The organism is Afipia sp. GAS231 (assembly GCF_900103365.1).
GTDB lineage: Bacteria > Pseudomonadota > Alphaproteobacteria > Rhizobiales > Xanthobacteraceae > Bradyrhizobium.
The window spans coordinates 5,895,391-5,916,559 of sequence record NZ_LT629703.1 but is presented as its reverse complement, the minus strand read 5'-3'; the positions used below and the strand labels follow the sequence as shown (position 1 = coordinate 5,916,559).

The 21,169-nt window shown below is 63.8% G+C and carries 21 protein-coding genes; 8 read left to right on the top strand and 13 right to left on the bottom strand.

What is annotated here, in order from left to right:
* Position 1 precedes the first annotated feature (1 nt).
* From BLS26_RS28045 to BLS26_RS28035, 3 genes are all read right to left on the bottom strand, one after another.
* Complete coding sequence (locus BLS26_RS28045; RefSeq protein ID WP_092515760.1) at positions 2 to 580, bottom strand: TRAP transporter small permease; 579 nt, start codon at positions 578 to 580, stop codon at positions 2 to 4.
* A gap of 94 nt (positions 581 to 674) precedes the next feature.
* Complete coding sequence (locus BLS26_RS28040; protein WP_092515759.1) at positions 675 to 1,658, bottom strand: sialic acid TRAP transporter substrate-binding protein SiaP; 984 nt, start codon at positions 1,656 to 1,658, stop codon at positions 675 to 677.
* 38 nt (positions 1,659 to 1,696) lie between these two features.
* A complete protein-coding gene (locus BLS26_RS28035; protein ID WP_092515758.1) occupies positions 1,697 to 2,434 on the bottom strand; it encodes a FadR/GntR family transcriptional regulator in 738 nt (245 codons plus the stop codon).
* A gap of 125 nt (positions 2,435 to 2,559) precedes the next feature.
* Here BLS26_RS28035 and BLS26_RS28030 point away from each other — a divergent pair, with 125 nt between their 5' ends.
* On the top strand, positions 2,560 to 4,080 hold the full coding sequence (locus BLS26_RS28030) for a mannitol dehydrogenase family protein (RefSeq protein WP_092515757.1): 1,521 nt from the start codon (positions 2,560 to 2,562) through the stop codon (positions 4,078 to 4,080).
* 6 nt (positions 4,081 to 4,086) lie between these two features.
* Here the strand turns inward: BLS26_RS28030 and BLS26_RS28025 are convergent, their stop codons facing one another.
* The 4 genes from BLS26_RS28025 to BLS26_RS28010 form a co-directional block, all read right to left on the bottom strand.
* A complete protein-coding gene (locus tag BLS26_RS28025) occupies positions 4,087 to 4,545 on the bottom strand; it encodes a RidA family protein (protein WP_371360695.1) in 459 nt (152 codons plus the stop codon).
* Positions 4,546 to 4,567: 22 nt separating this feature from the next.
* The gene (locus tag BLS26_RS28020; protein WP_092518702.1) at positions 4,568 to 6,247 is read right to left on the bottom strand and encodes a benzoate-CoA ligase family protein; all 1,680 of its coding nucleotides are present in this window, start codon (positions 6,245 to 6,247) and stop codon (positions 4,568 to 4,570) included.
* Positions 6,248 to 6,388: 141 nt separating this feature from the next.
* Positions 6,389 to 7,213, bottom strand: a complete 825-nt coding sequence (locus tag BLS26_RS28015; protein ID WP_244541709.1) for an alpha/beta hydrolase — start codon at positions 7,211 to 7,213, stop codon at positions 6,389 to 6,391.
* A gap of 34 nt (positions 7,214 to 7,247) precedes the next feature.
* The gene (locus BLS26_RS28010; protein WP_092515756.1) at positions 7,248 to 7,742 is read right to left on the bottom strand and encodes a MarR family winged helix-turn-helix transcriptional regulator; all 495 of its coding nucleotides are present in this window, start codon (positions 7,740 to 7,742) and stop codon (positions 7,248 to 7,250) included.
* Between the two features lie 223 nt (positions 7,743 to 7,965).
* Here BLS26_RS28010 and BLS26_RS28005 point away from each other — a divergent pair, with 223 nt between their 5' ends.
* Both BLS26_RS28005 and BLS26_RS28000 read left to right on the top strand, forming a co-directional pair.
* Complete coding sequence (locus BLS26_RS28005) at positions 7,966 to 9,138, top strand: ABC transporter substrate-binding protein (protein ID WP_092518690.1); 1,173 nt, start codon at positions 7,966 to 7,968, stop codon at positions 9,136 to 9,138.
* A gap of 21 nt (positions 9,139 to 9,159) precedes the next feature.
* On the top strand, positions 9,160 to 9,615 hold the full coding sequence (locus BLS26_RS28000) for a cupin domain-containing protein (RefSeq protein WP_092515755.1): 456 nt from the start codon (positions 9,160 to 9,162) through the stop codon (positions 9,613 to 9,615).
* A 142-nt stretch (positions 9,616 to 9,757) separates the two neighbouring features.
* Here BLS26_RS28000 and BLS26_RS27995 read toward each other — a convergent pair whose 3' ends face one another.
* The 4 genes from BLS26_RS27995 to BLS26_RS27980 form a co-directional block, all read right to left on the bottom strand.
* A complete protein-coding gene (locus BLS26_RS27995; protein WP_092515754.1) occupies positions 9,758 to 11,008 on the bottom strand; it encodes a flavin-dependent oxidoreductase in 1,251 nt (416 codons plus the stop codon).
* A gap of 201 nt (positions 11,009 to 11,209) precedes the next feature.
* Entirely contained in the window at positions 11,210 to 13,558 is a 2,349-nt protein-coding gene (locus BLS26_RS27990; RefSeq protein WP_092515753.1) for a bifunctional salicylyl-CoA 5-hydroxylase/oxidoreductase, read from the bottom strand.
* 205 nt (positions 13,559 to 13,763) lie between these two features.
* The gene (locus BLS26_RS27985; RefSeq protein WP_092515752.1) at positions 13,764 to 14,600 is read right to left on the bottom strand and encodes an enoyl-CoA hydratase family protein; all 837 of its coding nucleotides are present in this window, start codon (positions 14,598 to 14,600) and stop codon (positions 13,764 to 13,766) included.
* 36 nt (positions 14,601 to 14,636) lie between these two features.
* A complete protein-coding gene (locus BLS26_RS27980) occupies positions 14,637 to 15,398 on the bottom strand; it encodes an SDR family NAD(P)-dependent oxidoreductase (RefSeq protein WP_092518688.1) in 762 nt (253 codons plus the stop codon).
* A 130-nt stretch (positions 15,399 to 15,528) separates the two neighbouring features.
* On the opposite strand from BLS26_RS27980, the gene BLS26_RS27975 reads away from it, so the two are divergent.
* Positions 15,529 to 15,978: a cupin domain-containing protein gene (locus BLS26_RS27975; protein WP_092515751.1), complete on the top strand. Its 450-nt coding sequence runs from the start codon at positions 15,529 to 15,531 to the stop codon at positions 15,976 to 15,978.
* A 120-nt stretch (positions 15,979 to 16,098) separates the two neighbouring features.
* On the opposite strand, the gene BLS26_RS27970 is transcribed toward BLS26_RS27975, so the two are convergent.
* Together BLS26_RS27970 and BLS26_RS27965 are read right to left on the bottom strand one after the other, a co-directional pair.
* Positions 16,099 to 16,989, bottom strand: coding sequence for an amidohydrolase (locus BLS26_RS27970; protein WP_092515750.1), 891 nt, complete (start codon positions 16,987 to 16,989; stop codon positions 16,099 to 16,101).
* Positions 16,990 to 17,008: 19 nt separating this feature from the next.
* Positions 17,009 to 17,410 carry a carboxymuconolactone decarboxylase family protein gene (locus BLS26_RS27965; RefSeq protein ID WP_157676604.1) on the bottom strand — a complete coding sequence of 134 codons (402 nt, stop codon included), beginning with the start codon at positions 17,408 to 17,410 and terminating at the stop codon, positions 17,009 to 17,011.
* Between the two features lie 163 nt (positions 17,411 to 17,573).
* Here BLS26_RS27965 and BLS26_RS27960 point away from each other — a divergent pair, with 163 nt between their 5' ends.
* From BLS26_RS27960 to BLS26_RS27945, 4 genes are read left to right on the top strand one after another with little or no spacing between them, the layout of a single operon-like run.
* Complete coding sequence (locus BLS26_RS27960; protein ID WP_092515748.1) at positions 17,574 to 18,536, top strand: tripartite tricarboxylate transporter substrate binding protein; 963 nt, start codon at positions 17,574 to 17,576, stop codon at positions 18,534 to 18,536.
* Entirely contained in the window at positions 18,537 to 19,412 is an 876-nt protein-coding gene (locus BLS26_RS27955; protein ID WP_092515747.1) for an NAD(P)-dependent oxidoreductase, read from the top strand.
* A complete protein-coding gene (locus tag BLS26_RS27950; protein ID WP_092515746.1) occupies positions 19,409 to 20,383 on the top strand; it encodes a Gfo/Idh/MocA family protein in 975 nt (324 codons plus the stop codon). The genes BLS26_RS27955 and BLS26_RS27950 overlap by 4 nt, the downstream gene beginning before the upstream one ends.
* Positions 20,373 to 21,128, top strand: a complete 756-nt coding sequence (locus BLS26_RS27945) for a GntR family transcriptional regulator (RefSeq protein ID WP_092515745.1) — start codon at positions 20,373 to 20,375, stop codon at positions 21,126 to 21,128. Before BLS26_RS27950 ends, BLS26_RS27945 begins: the two co-directional genes overlap by 11 nt.
* Positions 21,129 to 21,169 lie beyond the last annotated feature (41 nt).

Here is a 21,169-nt window from a genome sequence, read left to right as displayed (position 1 = left end):
CTTACCCTTCCGTTCCGTCGAATGCGCCGGGCCGCTCCAGAATCGAATAGCCCCGCCGCCAGTTCTCGACCGCGATCTGGATCGAGCGGCCGAACATCAGCACGAAACCGAGCAGCACGGCGTAATAGACAAAACCCTTCTGGAACTTGATCGTCGTCATCGGCTCGTCGCCGATGATCTGGATGAACTGCCAGACCAGCTTGGTCGCGTAGCCGAAGAACGCGATCCGGATCCCGTCGATAACGGTCGAAAGCGCGCGTGCGACCAGATGCGGCAGGTAACGAAAAATCAGGTCGACCTGAATGTGCCGCGACAACCGCACGCACATCGACGAACCGATGAATACCACCCCGATCAGGCAATAGGTCGCGATTTCCTCAGTCCAGGCGTAGCTGTCGTTGAGGACATAGCGGGTGAAGAACTGCAGGAAAACGCACAGCGCCATGATCCAGAAGATCACCAGCGCCAGCCAGTCCTCGACCGCGTATTGCCCGAGGTCGGCGGTGACAGGCGCTTCTTCCTCGAACGTATGGGCGATCTCGTCCGCCGATATCTGTTTGTGCACTTCAATCGTCGACATCTGCCCTCTTTCCATGCTGGGGTCGGGAGAATTTTGATCGGCTATCGCCGTGCCGCCGCAGGGAAGCGCCGGCACGGACGAATGCCCGACCGTGTTACTTGATGGCCTGGATGCGATCCCAGTCGGCCTTGCGATAGTCAAAGCTCTCGAAGCTCACGTTCTTGAGCACGGCATCGCGGAACTCGTCCTTGTTGATTTCAGTCACGGTCAAACCCTTCTCCTTGAAGAAATCGACCAGCTTGGCCTCGTTGACCTTGATCTCAGCGGTGGCCTTTGCCGAGGCCTCCTGCGCCACGTCGGTGAAGATCTTGCGATCCTCGTCGCTGAGCTTCTTCCAGAGGCTGGCCGAGATGATGGTGTTGAGGTGGTCGACGATATGGCCAGTCAGCACGATGTGCTTCTGCACTTCGTAGAACTTCTTGGCCTCGATCGTGGTGAGCGGGTTTTCCTGGGCCTCGACGGTGCCATTCTGCAAGGCGAGATAGACTTCCGCGAAAGCGATCGGCGCGGTGTTGGCGCCGCAGGCGCGCGGCATCGCCAGATAGGCCGGCACGTCAGGCACGCGGATCTTGAGGCCCTTCATGTCGGCGCAGGTCTTGATCGGCTTGTTCGACGAGGTGTGTCGCACGCCATAGTAAGTCACCGCCACGATGTGGTGACCGGTCTTGTCCTCGTAGCCCTTGGCGAGCTCCTTGAAGACATCGCTCTTGGTGTAGGCCAGGAGATGATCGGCATCGCGGAAGGTGTAGGGATAATAGGTGACGCCGATCGGCGGATAGCTCTTGGCCGCAAAGCTCGATCCGGAAATGATGATGTCGACCGAACCGAGCGAAAGGCCCTGGTTGATGTCGGCTTCCTTGCCGAGCTGGGAAGCCGGATAGACGTCGATCGCGTAGCGGTTACTGGTCCGCTTGTTGATTTCCTGCGCCGCCCAGACCGAGGCGGTGTGGAACGGCTCGGAGGTCTCGTAGACGTGGGCCCATTTCAGCTTGGTCTGGGCCTGGCCTACGGTGGTCGCGGCCATCAGTGCTGCGGCGGAAGCCGCCAGAACGATCGTCAATTTCTTCAACACGTGCATTCCCTCCGTTGTTATCATTTTCTCTTGTCTTGATCGTCTCAGCCGTTCCCGCTCGAAACACGCGACATCGGCCCAGTCTCCGTCCCAAAACTTTGTGCAAAGCGTGCCTGCGACCGCGCCAGGTGCTCGCGCATCGCCGCGCGGGCTGCGTCAGGATCATGAGCCGCAATGGCGTCGCGGATCGCCTGATGCTCGGCCAGCGCCGCGCCCCAGGACTGCGGATTCTCGAAATAATGCGCGAGTTTTGCGAAGTAGGGATTGAGCCGCTGATCGAACAGTTCGCCGACGACGCGGACCAGCACGGCATTGTCGAGGCATCCGGAGACCGCGATGTGAAAGGCGCGGTCGTGGATCATCGAGGCTTCGCCGGGATGCTGCACGGTCGCCATCGCCTCCAGCGAGGCGTCGATGCGCGCGATATCGTCCGATGTCGCCACCCTCGCCGCCTGCTCTGCGATGGCGGCCTCGATGAATTCGCGGGCGCGCAACAGTTCGAACGGCCCTTCGATCATCCCGGCGAGGTGCGAAGGCAGCGCATGCGCCGCCGGTTCGCTGACATAGATGCCGGAGCCGACGCGAATGCGCACCAGGCCTTCGACCTCGAGCGCAATCAGCGCCTCGCGCACGGTCGGCCGCGACACCTTCAACTGCTCGGCCAGATCGCGTTCGGTCGGAAGCTTGGCGCCGACGGCGTATTCGCCACGCTCGATCAAGCCGCGAAGCTGATCGGCGATCTGGCGATAAAGGCGTCGCGCTTCCACAGCCTCGAGCGGCACGCTCGTCTCTCCCTGAAACGATCCCGAAGGATCGGCGCCTTTTTGCTTGGCTTGTCTTGTTTGGATGGCAGACCGCTGAAAATTGGCCTTACCAATTGACCAAAGATTGACGGAACCGGTTCCGCATGTCAAGCGATAGGACGAAATCTGCCCAAACCAACCCGAATGAGGGCCATTTGCGCCTCTCCAACGCCAGCCTCGCCCGGCTCCCGGGTCAGATTCGCCGCCCGAGCTACGACCGCTCCACTATCCGGCCAGGCATCGTTCACCTCGGAATCGGCGCCTTTCACCGGGCGCACCAGGCGGTCGTGATCGACGACCTTCTCGGCCGGGGCGCTTCGGAGTGGGGCATCGTCGGCGCCAGCCTGCGAAGTCCGGACACACGCGACGCCCTCGTCCCGCAGGACTGCCTCTATACGCTGGCGGTTCGTTCCGGCGCCGGCACCGAACACCGGGTCATCGGCTCGGTCCTCGAGACGCTTGTCGCGCCTGCCAATCCGGAACGTCTGCTCGCGCGCATGGCCGATCCTGCGACGCGCATCGTCTCGCTGACCGTCACCGAGAAGGGTTACTGCCACACGCCGCAAACCGGCGAGCTCGACGCGCAGCATCCCGATATCGTTCACGACCTCAGACATCCGGACGCGCCGCGATCGGCGCCGGGATTCATCGTGGCCGCACTTGCGCGCCGGCAGACTGCGGGCACCACCCCCTTCACCGTGCTCTCCTGCGACAATCTCTCCGCCAACGGCCACACCGCCAAGCGCATCGTCACGCAGTTCGCCGCGCTGCGATCACGCGAACTGGCACAATGGATTGAAGACGAGGTCGCCTTCCCCTCGACGATGGTCGACCGGATCGTTCCGGAAACCACCGAAGCCGACCGCACTTCCGTTGCATCTGCGCTCGGCATGACCGACGCGTGGCCCGTTGTCACCGAGCCGTTCACGCAATGGATCGTCGAGGATTGCTTCCCGGCCGGACGTCCGGATTTCGCCGCCGCCGGCGTGCAGCTTGTCTCAGATGTAACGCCGTTCGAACACATGAAGCTGCGGCTGCTCAACGCTGGCCATTCGGCGCTCGCTTATCTCGGCTATCTCGCCGGCTATGAGACCATCGCTGCCACCATGACCGACGCGCACTTTGTGGTGTTTGCACGGCAGATCATGGAAGACGCGGCGCCGACGCTCGCAATGCCCGCGGGTACCGACCTTGCGGCCTACAGCGCATCGCTGCTCCATCGCTTCTCGAACCCTGCTTTGCATCACCGCACCTGGCAGATTGCGATGGACGGCTCGCAAAAGCTGCCGCAACGGCTGCTCGCTGCCATGCAGGACCGGCTCCGGCTCGACTTGCCGATCGACACCCACGCGCTCGCCGTCGCGGGCTGGATGCGTTACGCCACCGCCAAAGACGAAGCCGGACGCGCGATCGACGTGCGCGATCCGATCGCGGCAAAGCTGAAGGCCATCGCCGATAGCGCGGGTCCGGTTGCAGACCGGCTGGCTCCGGCAATGCTGGAGGTCAGCGCCATCTTCGGAACGCTCGGCTGCGATCCTCGGATGCGCGGCGCCATCACACAGGCGCTGGGAAGACTTTACGAAGTCGGCGCGCGGCAAGCCGTACAGGAATTCTGTGCGGCATAGCTGGTGTCAGCGCGGCACCACCGCCGTCGCCTCGATCTCGACGCGGGCGGCCTTCTCGACCAGCCGCACCACCTGAACCAGCGCCATCGCCGGGTAATGCGCACCAAAAATTTCGCGATAGACCCGGCCGAGCATTTTGAGACTGGCGAGATATTCCTCGATATCGACGACATACCAGGTCAGCCGCACCAGATGCTCAGGTCCAGCGCCGCCTTCGGCAAGGATGGCGGCAATGTTGCTCAACGTCTGACGTACCTGGGCAATGAAGTCAGAGGCCAGCCGGCCTTCCGTATCCCAGCCGATCACGCCGCCGGTCACGACGAGACGGCCATCGGCTGCCATGCCGTTAGCGTAGCCTTTCGGCATCGGCCAGCCGCTCGGCTGCAGCACTTGCAGGCCGGAGGACGGGGCGTCGGTCTTGGGATGAGGCACCACCGTCAAGGTGGGACCTTTGGGCGCAGTCACGTTCTATTCTCCTTCAAGGTCTTCACTCCGCGGCAGCGCTCGACGATACAGCGCTGGCGGCGGCCATTTGCCTCAGCGCAAAACGCCTCAGCTTGCCGGTCTCGGTCTTCGGCAGCGCCTCGACATATTCGATGGCGCGAGGATATTTGTAAGGAGCGATCTCGCGCTTGACGTGCTCCTGCAACGCCGCGGTCAGCGCAGCGTCACCCTCGGCGCCGCCCGCAAGGACCACATAGGCCTTGACGATCATGCCACGCGCCTCGTCCGGCGCGCCGACGACGCCGCATTCGGCCACGGCGGGATGCGACAGCAACGCCGCTTCGATTTCGGGGCCTGCGATATTGTAGCCCGAGGATACGATCATGTCGTCCGAGCGCGCGACAAAGGACAGCCGGCCGTTGGCGTCGCTGACAAAGGAATCGCCGGTCAGATTCCAGCCGTCGCGCACATAGTTCGATTGCCTGGAGTCGGCGAGATAACGGCAGCCGGTCGGGCCGCGGACCGCGAGCTTGCCGACCGTGCCCGCTGGCAATTCATTCATGTCGTCATCGACGATTTTGGCCTCATAGCCCGTGACCGGATGGCCGGTGGTTCCGGCGATGGCGTCGCCAACGCGGTTGGTGATGAAAATGTGCAGCAGCTCCGTCGAGCCGATGCCGTCGAGAAGCGTCTTGCCGGTCCGGCGGGTCCAGGCGTCGAACACCGGCGCCGGCAGGGTCTCGCCGGCCGAGACCGCGAGCCGCAACGACGACAGATCGGCGCCCTTGTCCATCGCCGCCATCATCGCGCGATAGGCGGTCGGCGAGGTAAAGCAGATCGTGGCCTTGTAGGTCTCGATGATCTTGACCATTTCGGGCGGCGACGCATTTTCCAGCAGCGTCGCGGTGGCGCCATATCGTAACGGGAAGATCGCAAGACCACCGAGCCCGAACGTAAAGGCCAGCGGCGGCGAGCCGACGAAGACATCATCCTCGGTGACGTTGAGGACTTCCCGCGCATAGCCATCGGCGACGATCATGAGATCGCGGTGGAAATGCATCGTGGCCTTTGGCTCGCCCGTGGTGCCCGAGGTGAAGCCAAGCAAGGCGACATCGTCGCGGCCGGTCTTCACGGCGTCGAACCGCACCGGCTTGTTCAGCGCGACCCGGTCGAGTTCGGCGTCGTGGTTCGAGGTACCGTCGAAATTCACCACCTGCTTGAGAAACTTGCTGGTCTTGGCGCAGGCCACCAGTTCATCGGCGATACGGCTGTCGGTCAGCGCCAGCGCGATCTCGGCCTTGTCGATGATCTTTGTCAGTTCGCCGGCCCGCAGCATCGGCATGGTGTTGACGACGACGGCGCCGGCCTTGGTCGCCGCCAGCCATGCCGCAACCAGCGCCGGATTGTTGCCGGAACGGATCAACACCCGGTTGCCGGGCCTGACGCCGTAATTCTCCACCAGCGCATGCGCCAGGCGGTTCGACCAGTCGGCCAGTTCCTTGTAGGTGCGCTGGCGGCCATTGCCGATCAGCGCAATGCGATCGCCCATGCCCTTCTCGACAATGCGGTCCGTCAGCTCGACCGCGGCGTTGAGGTATTCCGGGTATTGAAACTCCGGCCGGTCGAGCCGCAGCTCCGGCCATTGCGCTGATGGCGGCAGGTTTCGCCGCGCAAAATCGTCGACGTGGCCGGATGGGCCAAGCACAGGGTCTCTACCTGACATTTTCATCCCCTCGCTTTCATCCATGAAAGGCTCGAGATCGACAAACGGACGCCCGGCAGCGTTATCGTCAAATCATTTTAGGCTTAAAGTAATTTGGCGCAAGGGTGGAATCTGGCCCTCCCGAAGATTTTTACGGAGAATTCAGCGCCCGGCCAGTTGCTTCAGCCGTAGCGTCATCGGCGAGCCGGCGTCGGCCAGCGGCGCGATCGCGGTGAAATGGTTGGCCTCGGGGACAGCGCCAAACCGCGTCGCCAGGCCCGCCGCGCCCCAGGCATCGACAATGATCCGGCTCTGCCGGAAATATTCGGCGCTTTCGTTGCCGCCGACCACCGCATCGAGCGTGCCGCGTACGGGAGCCTTCCAGAACAAGGGGCTGACCGCTTTCGCCGATGTGTCATCGAGCTTCAGCGCCGTGTTGATGGAGGTCGGCACCAGCGGCCGCAGGTCGAACAGGCCCGATATGGTGTAGGCCGCCGTCACCAGATCTTCCGGCAATGAGCGATCGAGCGCGCGCCAGTCGGTTGCCAGCAGGCAGGCGGCGAGATGGCCGCCGGCGGAATGGCCGCTGATGACCAGCGGCCGTCCGAGCTTTGCGAGCTCGCGCGTTGCGCTGCGCATTTGCTCGATGATGTCTGCGATCGAGACAGCGGGGCAAAGATCGTAGCTCGGCACTGCGACGTCGATGCCATGGGCGTTCAGCCCGCCGGCGAGATGGCTGAAGAAAGGGCCATCGAGCGCCTGCCAGTAGCCGCCGTGAATGAAGACGACGATGGCGCCGGCACCATCGCCGGAAAACAGATCGATGCGGTGGCGTTCGCCTGGACCGTACGCCAGCACTTTCAAGCGGCCCCGATGCGCCTCGCGATAGGCCTGCGCATCGCGCGCCCAGCTGGCCATGATCGCCGGATTTTCCGGCACCCGTGCGCGATTATTGTATTCGACCTCGTAGTCCACATCCGCGTTCAACGGAACACCTCATGCGATAATCGAAGCGCTGCCGCTAGGCCGTCCGCGCTTTCGCAGACTTCTGCGCCGAGCCCTTGGTCTTGGCCAGGAGCCGCATCAATTCGCGAACATCCTTCGGCGTCAGATCGCCAAAAATATCTGATATCCATAACTCGTGCTCCGCCGCCATCTTGCGGAATTCGGCGCGGCCGGCCTTGGTCAGGCGGATCACCTGGACGCGGCGATCGGAGTCCGAGGTGCGGCGGTCGAGGTGTCCGGACTCAACGAGACGCTCGACGAGGCCGGTGACGTTGCCGTTCGACACCATCATCCGCTTCGAAACGTCCGACAGCGTCATGCCCTCGGGCACCTTGTCGAGCTGGGCCATCAGGTCGAAGCGCGGCAGCGTGACGTCGAAACGCTCGCGCAAGCGGCTGCGGACCTCGCCTTCGATCAGGGTGGTGCAGGTCAGCAATCGCAGCCAAAGCCTGATTTCATCCCTGTGATCGTCCGGGAGTTCGGTGGCCTTGGTCTCTGAATCAAGAATCATGGTGCAATCTTGGCTGCTTGGATATCGCGGAAATACGAACAGACCGCAGCTTGGGGGGATTGTCCAGATTTCTTTAGGGTTCAAGCAATTGGCGCACGGCTTGCATGATCCGGCCGGCGAGCTTGCGCAGCTTGCAGGTGCGGTCATCATCAGAATAAGCTGCCGCTCGAATATTGGTGTGGCGTGGTTTTCGGCCGCGTACCGGCCGAACAAAGGAGTTGCCATGAAGCAGTCGTTGAAGCTGGCCGGACTTGCCGTCCTGCTCGGTGTCGCCGCCGGTCCGGCTATCGCGCAGGAGAAGGTCAAGATCGGCGTAATCGTGACCTTGTCCGGTCCCGCCGCCGGCCTCGGCCAGCAATCGCGCGACGGTTTTCAGCTCGCGATCAAGGATCTCGGCGGCAAGATGGCCGGCAAGGACGTCGAGGTCGTGGTCGTCGACGACGAACTGAAGCCGGACGGCGCCGTGACCAAGGTCAAGGGGCTCTTGGAACGCGACAAGGTCGACTTCGTCGTCGGGCCGATCTTCTCCAACATCCTGCAGGCGATTCATCGGCCGGTCACCGAGAACAAGACGTTCCTGATCAGCCCGAATGCCGGACCGTCCAGCTACGCCGGCAAGGAGTGCAGCCCGTTCTTCTATGTCACCTCGTACCAGAACGACCAGGTGCACGAGATCCTCGGCAAGGTGGCGCAGGATCGCGGCTACAAGCGCGTCTATGTGCTGGTGCCGAACTACCAGGCCGGCAAGGATTCCGCCGCCGGCTTCAAGCTCGACTACAAGGGCGAGATCGTCGAAGAGAGCTACATGCCGCTCGGTACGCTCGACTTCCAGGTCGAGCTGACCAAGATCGCGTCCGCCAAGCCCGACGCGCTGTTCACCTTCATGCCGGGCGGCATGGGCGTCGGTCTCGTCAAGCAGTACCGGCAGGCCGGCCTCGCCGACAAGATTCCGGTGCTCTCCGCATTCACCGTCGATGAATCGACGCTGCCGGCGCAGCAGGACGCCGCGGTCGGCATGTTCGGCGGCGCCAACTGGGCGCCGGATCTCGACAACCCGCAAAGCAAGAAGTTCGTGGCCGCCTACGAGGCCGCCTATAACGGCGTGCCTGGCACCTATGCGATGCAGGGCTACGATGCGGCGCTGCTGATCGACAGCGCGGTCAAAGCCGTGAAGGGCGACCTCACCAACAAGGACGCGGTAGCGGCGGCGCTGAAGAAGGCCGACTTCACGTCGCTGCGCGGCGACTTCAAGTTCAACAACAACGGCTATCCGATCCAGAACTTCTATCTGACCAAAGTGGCAAAGCGCGCGGACGGCAAATTCCAGACCGAGATCGTCGAAAAGGTGTTTTCGAATTACGGCGACCGCTACGCCAAGGACTGCGCCGCGAAATGACAATCGGAAGGGAACGATACCATGAAAACCGAAATCGTCGGGATCACCCGGGCCAATGAGGGCATGCAGGGCATCTCCTGGAACATCCTCGGCCAGACCTATGTGCCGAAGCACGTCACTGAGCATTCCTTCTCATGGCATGCGACCTTCCCGCCCGACACCTTCGTGCCGCCGCATATTCACCCCGATCAGGACGAGTATCTCTACATCCTCGAGGGCAAGCTCGACTTTTTCCTCGACGGCGCCGAAACGCAAGGTGCGCCCGGCGATCTCGTACGCCTGCCGATGGGCAAGCCGCACGGCATCTTCAACAAGTCCGGCCGCACCGCCAAGACGCTGTTCTGGGTGTCGCCGACGCGCCGGCTCTACGATCTGTTCTGGGGCATCCACAACATGAAGGAACAGACCCCGGACGCCGTGGTGGCGCTGGCGGCCGAGCACAACATCCACTTCCTGCCGCCGCCTCCGGGCGCGTGAGGGATACAGGTCTCTAACCTCGTCATGCCCGGGCTTGACCCGGGCATCCACGTCTTTGTCGCGATGAAGCGTCGTGGATGGCCGGGTCATAGGCGAGCGGAAGCGACGCCGTCCTGCGGACGGCTATGCCCGGCCATGACGACTACCTAACCGCCGCCAGCCCCAGCGTCGGCGCCGCAAAGCCCGCCTTCGACGCATACCCCCGCACGATGGCCTCGCGCTGGGCGTGGCTCAGCACCTTCTCGATATCGGTAAAGCCATCGGGCGCCAGTTGCTCGACGGCGTCGATCACGCCCTCGGGCCCGCCGCGGCGGTTCGAGCGCACGATGTCGGCCGTCATCGGCAGGCGCTTCGCCTCATAGGCCAGCAGCGCCTGACGCGGATGTTCGGCATGCGCCAGCGAATCCGCGAGCGCGCGGGCGTCGAGGATCGCCTGCGACGCACCATTCGAACCGACCGGATACATCGGATGCGCGGCGTCGCCGAGCAGCGTGACGCGGCCCCAGGTCCAGTACGGCAAGGGATCGCGGTCACAGCACGGGTATTCGTAAAATTCCGGCGTCGCCGAGATCAGGCTGCGCACATCGACATACGGCACCTTGAACCGCTCGACATGCGGCATCAGTTCCTCGCGCTTGCCGATGCGCGACCAGTCCTCGCGCCTTGGCGGCGTGGCGTTGTTTTCGCCGACCTTGACCAGAACCGCCCAGTTGGTCAGCCGGTTCGCCGGGCTCGATCCTTCGGCGATCGGATAGACCACGACCTTGGCATGCAGTCCGCCGGCGACGATCATCGAACTGCCGGTCAGGAAGGAAGGCCAGTCGCGGGCACCGCGCCACAGCATCAGGCCGTTCCAGCACGGCGGCCCCTCGTCCGGAAACAGCATCTCGCGCACGCGCGAATGAATGCCGTCGGCGCCGATCAAGACATCACCCTGCGCGGTCTCGACGTGCGCTCCGGTGCGGTCGAAGAAATGGGCGATCACGCCGCCTTCATGCTGCGCAAAGGCGCCGAGCCGGCAACCGGTGTGGATCGCCCCCTCGCCCAGTCGCTCCTCGACGGCGCGGTGAATGACGCCTTGCAGGCGCCCACGGTGGATCGAAAATTGCGGCACGTCGTGACCGGCGCCGAGGCCGCGCGGCTCGCGCCAGACCTCCTGGCCGTGACGGTTGAGATAATACAGTTCATCGGTGCGGATTGCGGCCGCGTCCAGCCGGTCCAGCAGCCCGAGTCCGGCAAGTTCGCGGATCGCATGCGGCAGCGTGTTGATGCCGACGCCGAGTTCGCGGATGGTATCGGACTGTTCGAACAATTCGCAGTCGATGCCGCGCGCACGCAGCATCAGCGCCGTGGTAAGGCCCCCGATGCCGCCTCCGACGATGATCGCTTTCATCCGCCCAACTCCACTCAACGCAAACTCAAAACCGCGGTTCTTACTCACCTCTCCCCGCTTACGGGGAGAGGTCGGATCGCCATTGCGATCCGGGTGAGGGGGGGCCGCACTCACCGCGTTCTTGCTCGCGGAGAGAGCCCCTCACCCCAACCCTCTCCCCGCAAGCGCGGGGCGAGGGAGCGATAGAGCGTGCCACCCGGCCTATTCCGCTGCAAGCGGCTTTGTTGCCTCGGCTTTCAGCTCGGCGCGGGTTTTCGGCTTACCCTTAATTTTGAGGTCGTCGAAATCCTGCCGGTCGCGGACGCTGTTGCGGAAGATCTGCTCCTTGCCCGGCAGATATTGCGGCGGACAGGCCACCTCGGCGCCGTACCAGGCCGCCGCCCGCAGCGTGAACGACGGATCGACCAGATGCGGCCGGCCCAGCGCCACCAGGTCGGCGCGCCCGGCGGCGAGGATGGTGTTGACCTGGTCTGACGTCGTGATGTTGCCGACGCACATGGTGGCAACCCGGGCCTCATTCCGGACCTGTTCGGAGAACGGGGTCTGAAACATCCGTCCGTAGACAGGCTGCGCGTCGCGCACGGTCTGGCCAGTCGACACGTCGATCAGGTCGACGCCGGCCTCGCCGAACGCGCGCGCGACCGCGACCGCATCGCCGCCGGTGATGCCGCCCTCGGCCCAGTCGGTCGCGGAAATGCGCACCGACATCGGCTTGTGCGCAGGCCAGGCCGCGCGCATCGCCGCGAACACTTCCAGGGGATAACGCAGCCGATTGGCGAGCGCGCCGCCGTAGTCGTCGCTGCGCGTGTTGGTCAGCGGCGAGATGAAACTCGCCAGCAGATAGCCATGGGCGCAGTGCAGCTCCAGCATGTCGAAGCCGCAGACGTTGCCGCGCTCGGTTGCCGCAACGAACTCGGCCTTGACCTGATCCATCGCCGCGCGATCCATCTCGCGCGGCACCTGGCTGTCCGGAAAGTACGGGATCGACGACGCCGACACCGTGTCCCAGCCGCCCTGCTCCAGCGGCCGGTCCATGCCTTCCCACATCAGTTTGGTCGCGCCCTTGCGGCCGGCGTGCCCGAGTTGCAGGCAGATTTTCGCGGCGGAATTGGCGTGAACGAAATCGACGATCCGCGTCCACGCCGCCTGCTGCTCGTCGTTCCACAACCCGGTGCAGCCGGGCGTGATCCGGGCGTCGCGGCCGACACAGGTCATCTCGGTGAACAAAAGTCCGGCGCCACCGATCGCACGCGAGCCGTAATGCACCAGATGAAAATCGCCGGGCACGCCCTCGTTTGCCGAGTACATGCACATCGGCGACACCACCGCGCGGTTCGCGACTTCCATCTCGCGCAACCTGAGCGGCTGGAACATCGGCGCCACGGGCTTTGCAGTATCGACGTCAAACCCCTTGGCGCGGACTTGTTTCGCAAAGGCCTTGTCGACCTCGCGGACGAACTCCGGCGCCCGCAGTGTCAGGTTATCGTAGGTGATGGCCTTGGCGCGGGTCATGACGCCGAAGGCGAACTGCACGGGATCGAAATCCCAGAAACGGTCGACATGCTCGAACCAGACCAGCGACACGTCGGCGGCGTGCTGGGTCTTCTCGACCTCCTCGCGCCGCCCGTGCTCGTACTTCTGTAACGCGCCCTCCACCGTCGGCGCCTGCGCCATCGCATCGCTGAGCGCGATCGCGTCTTCCATCGCGAGCTTGGTGCCCGAGCCGATCGAGAAATGTGCGGTCGCCTTGGCGTCGCCGAGCAGCACCATGTTGCCTTTGACCCAGCGTTGGCTGCGGATCATCGGGAAATTGCGCCACATCGAACGGTTGGTCAGCAGCGGATGGCCGTCGAGGAACCAGCCGAAGATCTCCGCCATGCGGTCGGCGGATTGCCGTTCGCTCAGCCTTTCCAGCCCGGCCCGCGCAAACGTCTCGGCATCGGTCTCGAAAATCCAGGTCGAGCGGCCGGCCTCGTATTGATAGGCGTGGGCGATGAACGGACCCCACTCGGTTTCCTGGAAGATGAAGGTGAAGGCATCGAGCGGCCGGGTCGAGCCCATCCAGGCGAACTTGTTGGAGCGCAGGTCGACTTCGGGCTGAAAATGATCGACGTATTTGTCGCGAAAGCGGCTGTTGATGCCGTCGGCCAGCACCACGAGATCGGCGTCGGCGAACCTGCTCTCGTCATCGATATCGGATTCGAATTGCAGCGTCACGCCGAGTTCGCGGGCGCGCTCCTGCAGGATCAACAGCAGCATGCGGCGCGAGCAGCCGCAAAAACCGTTGCCGCCGACCCGGTGCACGGTGCCGCGGAAATGCACGGCAATATCGTCCCAATAGGCGAATTCCTGGGTGATGCGGCGGTAGCTCGGCGGATCGTACTTTTCGAAGTTGTCCAACGTCGCGTCGGAGAACACCACGCCGAAGCCGAAGGTGTCGTCGGCGCGGTTGCGCTCATGGACCGTGATCTCGGCCTGCGGCCGCTGCTTCTTCAAAAGGATCGCGGCATAGAGACCGGCCGGTCCGCCACCGATTATCGCGATCTTCATCAGCGCCTCCGAAGCAGGCTATCGGGTCATTGGAATTACTTTAAGCCTAAAACAATTTTTCGGCAAGTGCCTCGGCGCCCACCGCCCTCATCCTGAGGAGCGGCCACTTGGCCGCGTCTCGAAGGATGGCGGCATCGGCAGTTGGGCCTCATGGTTCGAGACGCGCGAAGACGCGCTCCTCACCATGAGGAACAACAACACCCCCTCAATTCCCCTGAAACGCCGGCGTTCGCTTGTTGGAAAACGCCTCGAACGCCCGGGCAAAGTCTTCCGTGGTCATGCACAGCGCCTGCGCCACCGCTTCGGCCTCGATCGCCTCTTCCACCGACATCGCCCATTCCATCGCCAGCATACGCTTGGTCATGGTGTTGGCGAAGGTGGGGCCATCGGAAATCTGCTTCGCCAGCAGTTGCGCTTGTGCCAGCACGGCGTCCTGCGTCACGATCCTGGAGAAAAAGCCCCAGCGCTCGCCTTCCTCGGCAGTCATGAAGCGGCCGGTATAGAGCAGTTCGGAGGCGCGCGACTGGCCGATGATGCGGGGCAGGATCGCGCAGGCGCCCATGTCGCAACCGGCCAGACCGACCTTGTTGAACAGGAACGCGACCTTGGCGCCTGACGCGGCGAGCCTGAGGTCGGAGGCCATGGCGACGATCGCACCTGCACCGGCGCAGATGCCTTCGACGGCGGCGACGATCGGCTGCGGACAGGCCCGCATCGCCTTGACCAGATCGCCGGTCATGCGTGTAAACGCCGTAAGGCCCTTGGTATCCATCTGCACCAGCGGGCCGATGATCTCGAACACGTCGCCGCCGGACGAGAAATTGCCGCCGGCGCCGGACACGACGATGGTCTTCACCTCGTCATCCATCGCGCAGGCGCGGAAGAAATCGGTGAGTTCGCGGTAGCTCTCGAAGGTCAGCGGGTTCTTCCGTTCGGGACGGTTGAGCGTCACGGTGGCAACGCCGCCGACCACGGCGAGCAGGAAATGTTTTGGCGAATAGTCCGCCAGCGGCAGTGTGACGGGATTGGCGGGTCTGCTCATGGATTCTCCCTGGATGGCATTATTGTTGTTATCGCTTCAGACCTCACCGCCGGCCACCGCGATGGCCTGCCCGGTGATGGCGGCAGCACCCTCGCCGCACAGCCACAGCACGGCATCAGCGACTTCCTGCGGCGTCACCAGGCGCGCTTGCGGATTGTGCTTCGATAGTTCCGCGATCGCCTGCTCGCGGCTGCGGCCGGTCTTCTTGATGATGTTGTCGATCGAGCCTTCGAGCAGATCGGTTTCGGTGAAGCCGGGACAGACCGCATTGACGGTCACGCCGCTCTTAGCCGTCTCCAGCGCCAGCGAGCGAACCAGCCCAATTACCGCGTGCTTGGCCGCGCTGTAGGCGCTGACATAGGCGTAGCCTTTGAGACCCGCCGTCGACGCGATCGCGACAATCCGGCCGCGCCGGCGCTCGATCATGCCAGGCAGCACGGCCTGCGCGGCATGGACCACGCCCATGAAATTGACGTCCATCATCCGCTGGAACAACGCCGCGTCAGAACGGCCGAAGGGCGCGGACTCGGCCGCGCCCGCATTGGCTACCAGGATGTCGACCGGTTGCCTCGCCGCAGCCACGGCAATGGCGGACCTGACGGAAACCTCGTCGGCGACATCAGCCACTTCGGCGAATTTGGCCGCGCCCGCTTTGACGGCTTCATCGAGCGTAGCGCGATTGCGGCCGACGATGGTGACCACAGCCCCCGCCTCGGTCAGGGCCGCCGCCACCGCGCGGCCGATGCCCCGCCCGCCACCGGTGACGAGCGCATGGGAGGAATGCGGCAGTTTGGACATCCGTTGGCCCTCGAAAGAACACTTCTGCATATATTTTAAACTTCAAACAATTGCAAGGAAGCCCCGGCATGCTTGACAGAAAGCCGGCCGAGGCTAGCCTCCTCCCCGCAACAGACAAGGGATTGGCAGCATGGCGGCGCTCGAAAAGGGTATCACGCGGAACGGCACCGGCTATTCCGGCAAGACCTGGAACATCCTTGGACAGGTCTATTTTCCAAAGGCCGTCACCGACTCGACCTTTGCGTTCGAGACCAATAGCGATCCCGGCCAGTTCGTGCCTGTTCATATCCATCCGACTCAGGAAGAGTTCATCCTGGTGCAGGACGGTATCCTCGACCTGAAGCTCGACGGGGTCTGGGTGCAGGCCAAGGCCGGCGACCTGGTCCGGTTGCCGCGCGGCATTCCACACGGCTATTTTAACAAATCGGACAAGCCGGCGCGGGCGCTATTCTGGGTTTCGCCGACGCAGAAGCTGGAAGCGCTGTTCAACCAGTTGCACAATCTGGCCGACGTCGCCGAAATCGTGCGCATCTCGGCCGAGCACGAAGTGAATTTCCTACCGCCGGAAGCGAATGATTGAGCGACCTGGCAAGCTCTCTCACCCTCATTGCGAGCGAAGCGAAGCAATCCATGCATCACCAAAGAAAGTCTCGATTGCTTTGTCGCTGACGCTCCTCGCAATGACGCCGAGATAGCGGCTTCAAATACGATAAAGCCGCGACGCCGTGTCATGCAGGATCGCCGCCTGCTCTGCCTCGCTGAGATATGCGATCGCCTCACGGAAGGTGCGATACAACGTGCCGTAATCCGTCCACAGCTTCTCGATCGGAAAGTTGCTGCCGAAGAGGCAACGATCCGCACCGAACAGGGCGACGGTTTCCTTGACGATCGGCCCGATCACGTCGTCGCGGCAGGCGTGGACGAAGGTGCCGAGCCCGGAGAGCTTGACGTTGACATTGCGGCATTGCGAAAGCCGGGCCATACCGTCGCGCCAGAGCTGCCAGCCCACGGGCGACATGTCTTCCAGCATGCCGGCATGTTCGAGCACGAACACCGTGTCCGGGAACCCACGCGCAAGCTCCGCGCCATCGGCCATTTGGCTCGCAAAGATCTGCAGCTCGAACAGCAGGCCGTGATCGGAAAGGCGCGCCAGTCCGCGGCGCCAATCGGCGTCCTTCATGACATCGGGTCGCGGCGCAAAGCGGTATTGCGGATTTTCGTGCCAATGCAGTTGCTGGCGAATTCCGCGCGTCGCCGGCAAATCAGCCAGACGCTTCAGCAGCGAACCGGCGTCCGGATCGGCGAGGTCGGCATGCGCGACATTGGCATGAGGCCAGCCCGTCTCATCAGACACCGACTGCACCCAGCGCGCCTCGTCGTAGCTTTTCCCGGCCGGCCAGTTGGTCTGGATGTAGATCGATTTGACGATATCGCAGCCGGCCGTGTCGCTGCGGTATTCCGAGATCGGATAGTCGCGGCAGATCGGCTGATAGGGTCCGAAGATGCGCGGCACCTGCGGCCCCGAAAGCCAGGGCAGATCGTTCAGCCGCCAGATGTGATGGTGGGCATCGATGGTCGGAACAGATTTCATTCGCATTCGTTGAATTTTTCTAGGCTTTGGTCGCCGGGTCGGACGCCGGCGCTTCGCCGAAAATCTCCGCCGCGATCCGGTTGGTCTCGATTGCCGCCGGCACGCCGCAATACATCGCCACCAGCAGCAGCACATCCTGCACCTGCTCCTTGGTGCATCCGTTCGCCAGCGCGCCCTGGGCATGAACGCGAAATTCCGCCGGCTTGCCGCTCGCCGCGGTGATGCCCAGCATCACCAGGCTGCGAATGTCGCTGGACAGACCAGCGCGTTCCCAGACGTCGCCGTAGACATAGGCGTTGATGATGTTCTGCAGCGGCGCGCCGAATTCGCCGGCCGCTGCCATTCGTTTCTCGACGTCGGCGTCGCCGAACATCGCCTTGCGCCGGCGCAAGCCGCGCGCGTACATTTCGCTGGTGTCCACGTTTGGGCTCCCGGTGAACGATTTATACGGTCAAATATACAGGTTCGACTGGACAGGGATAGCTCATTTCGCTGCATTGTTGTTGCGGCGGCTCCATTTGTCCGTATAAAGTTTTGGACGGGTCCGAGAGAGAGATCCCGCCGATAAATACCGGGAGCACGCGATGAAACTGTCTTTGGGTGCCGTTGCCGCCGCGATCCTGCTCGGCCTTATGGGCTCGCCGGCCAACGCCGCGGACGATTATCCGTCGCGCCAGATCAAGATCATCGTGCCGTTCCCGGCCGGCGCCGGCCCGGACCAGGTCGCACGGCTGCTCGGCCAGCAGTTGCAGGATGTGCTGGGACAGACCGTCGTGATCGAGAACCGCAGTGGCGCGCTCGGCAGCATCGGTGCCCAGGAAGTCGCGCGCGCCCAGCCCGATGGCTACACGCTGCTGATGGGAACCAACACCACCCAGGCCAGCAATGTCGCGATGCTGAAGAACCTGCCCTACGATCCGGCCAAGGATTTTACGCCCGTCCTCCGGACGGTCACGACGGCGATGGTGCTGCTGGTCAATCCCAATTTCCCGGCAAAGGACCTGCCGCAGTTCATGGCCTACGCAAAAACCCATCCGAACATGACGGCGGGCTACGGCTCCGGCGCGTCGCAAATATCGAACGCGCAACTACAGAGCCGCGGCGGGATATCGATCGTCTCGGCGGCGTATCGCGGCGTGCCGCTGGCCGTCACCGACGTGATCGCCGGCGTGATCGATCTCGCCTTCGCGGACTTCTCGGTGGCGATCCCGCAGATGCAGGGCGGCACGCTGCGCGGCATCGGGGTGACGTCGCCGACGCGAAACGAGCTGACGCCGGACCTGCCGCCGCTCGCTGACGTGATGCCGGGCTTCGAGGCCACCATCTGGTACGGGCTGCTGGCGCCCGCCAATACGCCGGCGCCTGTTGTCAACAAGCTCTATGCCGCCAGCGAAAAAATCCTGTCCGCGCCGGCAACCCGCGAGAAGCTCGCAGGTCTCGGCATGATCGTGTCGACGATGCCGCCGGCCGAGTTCGGCAGCTTCGTCCAGAGCGAAATCATCCGTTGGACCGAAGCGGCCAAGGCCGCCGGCATCGAAGCGAAATAGATGTCGCGACAGACGCGCATCGGGGTAGCCGGGCTCGGCCTGATGGGAACGGCGCTGGCCGAACGCCTCGCCGGCGCAGGCTTCGGCGTGCTTGGTTTCGACATCGCGCCGGCCAAATGCGCGCAGTTCAGGGACGCCGGCGGAGAGGTTGCCGCGTCGGCGACCGATCTCGCCGGCCGATCGCGCGCGATCGTCATCGCAGTCTATGACGGCGCTCAGGTCGAGACTCTGCTCGGCGAGTTCGAACAAGGTCGCTCACGTCCCGCATTGATCTGCACGACGACCTGCGCGCCCGACGAGATCGTCCGGATTGCGGCGTGCGCGGCCAGCACCGGCTTTGCCTTCATCGAAGCGCCGATTTCGGGCACCAGCGCCGAAGTCAGGGACGGCGCAGCCACCGCACTGGTCGCAGGAGAGACCGAAGCGCTGAACACGCTGCTTGCCGTGCTCTGTCCGCGCCGTATCCGGGTCGACAGGATAGGCGATGCCAGCCGGACCAAGCTCGCGATCAATCTGATCCTGCAGAATAACCGGGCGGCGCTCGCCGAAGGCATTGTGTTTGCGGAGCGGCTGGGGCTGGATGGACGGGCTTTCCTGGCCGCGGCGCAGCAATCCGCGGCCTATTCGCGCGTGATGGACACCAAGGGTGAGAAAATGCTGAGCCGGGATTTTCGGCCGCAGTCGCATATCGCGCAAACCCTGAAGGACGCCGAATTGATCCTGCACGAGGCCCGGCAACGCGGTCTGCATCTCGCCATCACCGAAGCCCAGGCCGATCTGCTGCGTGCGGCCATCGCGCTCGAAGGACCGGAGCGCGACAGCGCCGCCGTCATCGAAGCGATCCGCCAGCGGCTTTCATCAGAGGTTGTCAGATGATAGCCGCCGCCATCGTCGGCCTCGGCCGCTGGGGCCGCAATATCGTGGAAGCCGCCAGCGGCCACGACCGGTTGAAGATCGTCCGTGCCGTCGAACCTGATGTCGAAGCGGCGCGGGAGTTCTGCAACCGGCATCACCTCGATCTTTCACCCACCCTCGATTCCATCCTGACAGATCCCGCGATCCAAGCGGTGCTGCTGGCGACGCCGCACTCGCTGCATCCGGCGCAGGTGATCGCCTGCGCCACAGCGAGCAAGCAGGTGTTCTGCGAAAAGCCGTTGGCGCTGCATCGCGCCGATGCCGCGCGGATGTTCGGCGCCTGCCGCAAGGCCGGTGTCCTGCTTGCGGTCGGACACAACCGGCGCTTCTGGCCCTCACTGCGCGCGTTGCGCGAGATCGTCGCCAGCGGCGAGCTCGGCACCCTGCTCCACGTCGAAGGCCATAACAGCAACGAGAACTCGCAAAGCATCACCGCGGGCTGGCGATTGTCGGAAGCCGAATCGCCGGGCGGCGGGCTGACCGGCGCCGGCCTTCATGTGCTGGACGCCTTTGTCAGCTTGCTCGGGCCGGTGCGACAGATCTCGGCCCAGCTACATTCCCGCGAACCGGGTCCGCCGCCGCTGGACTCCGCCATGCTGATGATGGATTTTGTCAACGGCGTCACCGGGACGCTGTCGACGATCCGGGCGACGCCGTTTTTCTGGCGGGTGCATGTGTTCGGAACCAAGGGGTCCGCCGAAGTGCTGGATGAAACGACCTTGATCAGGCGGGTGTCCGGCAGCAAGCCGATGCGACACACCCTTCCGACAACAGATGTGCTGCGCGCCGAACTCGACGCGTTCACCGATGCCGTCGAAGGCAGGCGGCCATATCCGGTGCCGGAAGCCGACGTGCTGGCGACGCTCGCGGCGTTCGAGGCCGCCCTCGCCTCGATGAAGTCGGGCCAGCCGGTGCGATGCGATGGCCAGTAAGAAGGAAGCTCGCAAGACCACGCGCTACCGCGACATCGCAGCCGAACTGCAGAAGGCGATCCGGCTCGGCAAGTATCCGGTCGGCGACCTGTTGCCGACCGAGACCGACTTGATGGCGCGCCATGCGGCGAGCCGGCAGACCGTGCGCGAGGCGCTGCGCATCATCACCGAGCAGGGCCTGATCGTGCGCCGCGCCGGCCTCGGCTCCGTGGTCATCGCCACTGAGCCGCCGGTGCTGTTCACCCACAGCGTCAAGTCGCTGACGGAATGGCTGCGCTATTCCAACGAGACCTATCGTCAGGTGGTGCGTTCGAGCGAGATCGTGGCCGACCGCAAGCTCGCAGCGTTACTGAAATGTGAACCCGGCAAGCACTGGTTCCTGATCGAGGCGGTCCGCCGCTCGGACGAATTTGCAGCCCCGCTCGGCTGGACCGAAATCTACGTGCTGCGGAAATTTGCCGGCGTCGTCGACCGCAAGGACCACGGCCGGACGCCGGTGCATGAGCAGATTGCCAAGATGTACGGCGAGACCATCGAATATGCCCAGCTCGAAGTGTTCGCGCGCGGCATGCCGGCAAAACTCGCCAAGCCGCTCCAGGTCAAGCCGGGATCGCCGGCGCTGACCATGGTGCGCCGCTATTACGGCAAGCGCGAGGAACTGTTCGAGGTCACGGTCACCACCCATCCCGAGGGCCGCTACACCTATACGATGGACATGCAACGGTCGCTGCGGCCGCGGGTGTAGCAAATCAGCGAGAGTTGAACGGGGCCGCATGGCTGATGCCA

What these genes read in the sequence shown, in the direction of transcription:
- BLS26_RS28045 (WP_092515760.1), bottom strand. Translation starts at nt 580, where the DNA reads ATGTCGACGATTGAAGTGCACAAACAGATATCGGCGGACGAGATCGCC.
- BLS26_RS28040 (WP_092515759.1), bottom strand. Translation starts at nt 1,658, where the DNA reads ATGCACGTGTTGAAGAAATTGACGATCGTTCTGGCGGCTTCCGCCGCA.
- BLS26_RS28030 (WP_092515757.1), top strand. Translation starts at nt 2,560, where the DNA reads ATGTCAAGCGATAGGACGAAATCTGCCCAAACCAACCCGAATGAGGGC.
- BLS26_RS28020 (WP_092518702.1), bottom strand. Translation starts at nt 6,247, where the DNA reads ATGTCAGGTAGAGACCCTGTGCTTGGCCCATCCGGCCACGTCGACGAT.
- BLS26_RS28010 (WP_092515756.1), bottom strand. Translation starts at nt 7,742, where the DNA reads ATGATTCTTGATTCAGAGACCAAGGCCACCGAACTCCCGGACGATCAC.
- BLS26_RS28005 (WP_092518690.1), top strand. Translation starts at nt 7,966, where the DNA reads ATGAAGCAGTCGTTGAAGCTGGCCGGACTTGCCGTCCTGCTCGGTGTC.
- BLS26_RS28000 (WP_092515755.1), top strand. Translation starts at nt 9,160, where the DNA reads ATGAAAACCGAAATCGTCGGGATCACCCGGGCCAATGAGGGCATGCAG.
- BLS26_RS27995 (WP_092515754.1), bottom strand. Translation starts at nt 11,008, where the DNA reads ATGAAAGCGATCATCGTCGGAGGCGGCATCGGGGGCCTTACCACGGCG.
- BLS26_RS27990 (WP_092515753.1), bottom strand. Translation starts at nt 13,558, where the DNA reads ATGAAGATCGCGATAATCGGTGGCGGACCGGCCGGTCTCTATGCCGCG.
- BLS26_RS27985 (WP_092515752.1), bottom strand. Translation starts at nt 14,600, where the DNA reads ATGAGCAGACCCGCCAATCCCGTCACACTGCCGCTGGCGGACTATTCG.
- BLS26_RS27980 (WP_092518688.1), bottom strand. Translation starts at nt 15,398, where the DNA reads ATGTCCAAACTGCCGCATTCCTCCCATGCGCTCGTCACCGGTGGCGGG.
- BLS26_RS27975 (WP_092515751.1), top strand. Translation starts at nt 15,529, where the DNA reads ATGGCGGCGCTCGAAAAGGGTATCACGCGGAACGGCACCGGCTATTCC.
- BLS26_RS27970 (WP_092515750.1), bottom strand. Translation starts at nt 16,989, where the DNA reads ATGAAATCTGTTCCGACCATCGATGCCCACCATCACATCTGGCGGCTG.
- BLS26_RS27960 (WP_092515748.1), top strand. Translation starts at nt 17,574, where the DNA reads ATGAAACTGTCTTTGGGTGCCGTTGCCGCCGCGATCCTGCTCGGCCTT.
- BLS26_RS27955 (WP_092515747.1), top strand. Translation starts at nt 18,537, where the DNA reads ATGTCGCGACAGACGCGCATCGGGGTAGCCGGGCTCGGCCTGATGGGA.
- BLS26_RS27950 (WP_092515746.1), top strand. Translation starts at nt 19,409, where the DNA reads ATGATAGCCGCCGCCATCGTCGGCCTCGGCCGCTGGGGCCGCAATATC.
- BLS26_RS27945 (WP_092515745.1), top strand. Translation starts at nt 20,373, where the DNA reads ATGGCCAGTAAGAAGGAAGCTCGCAAGACCACGCGCTACCGCGACATC.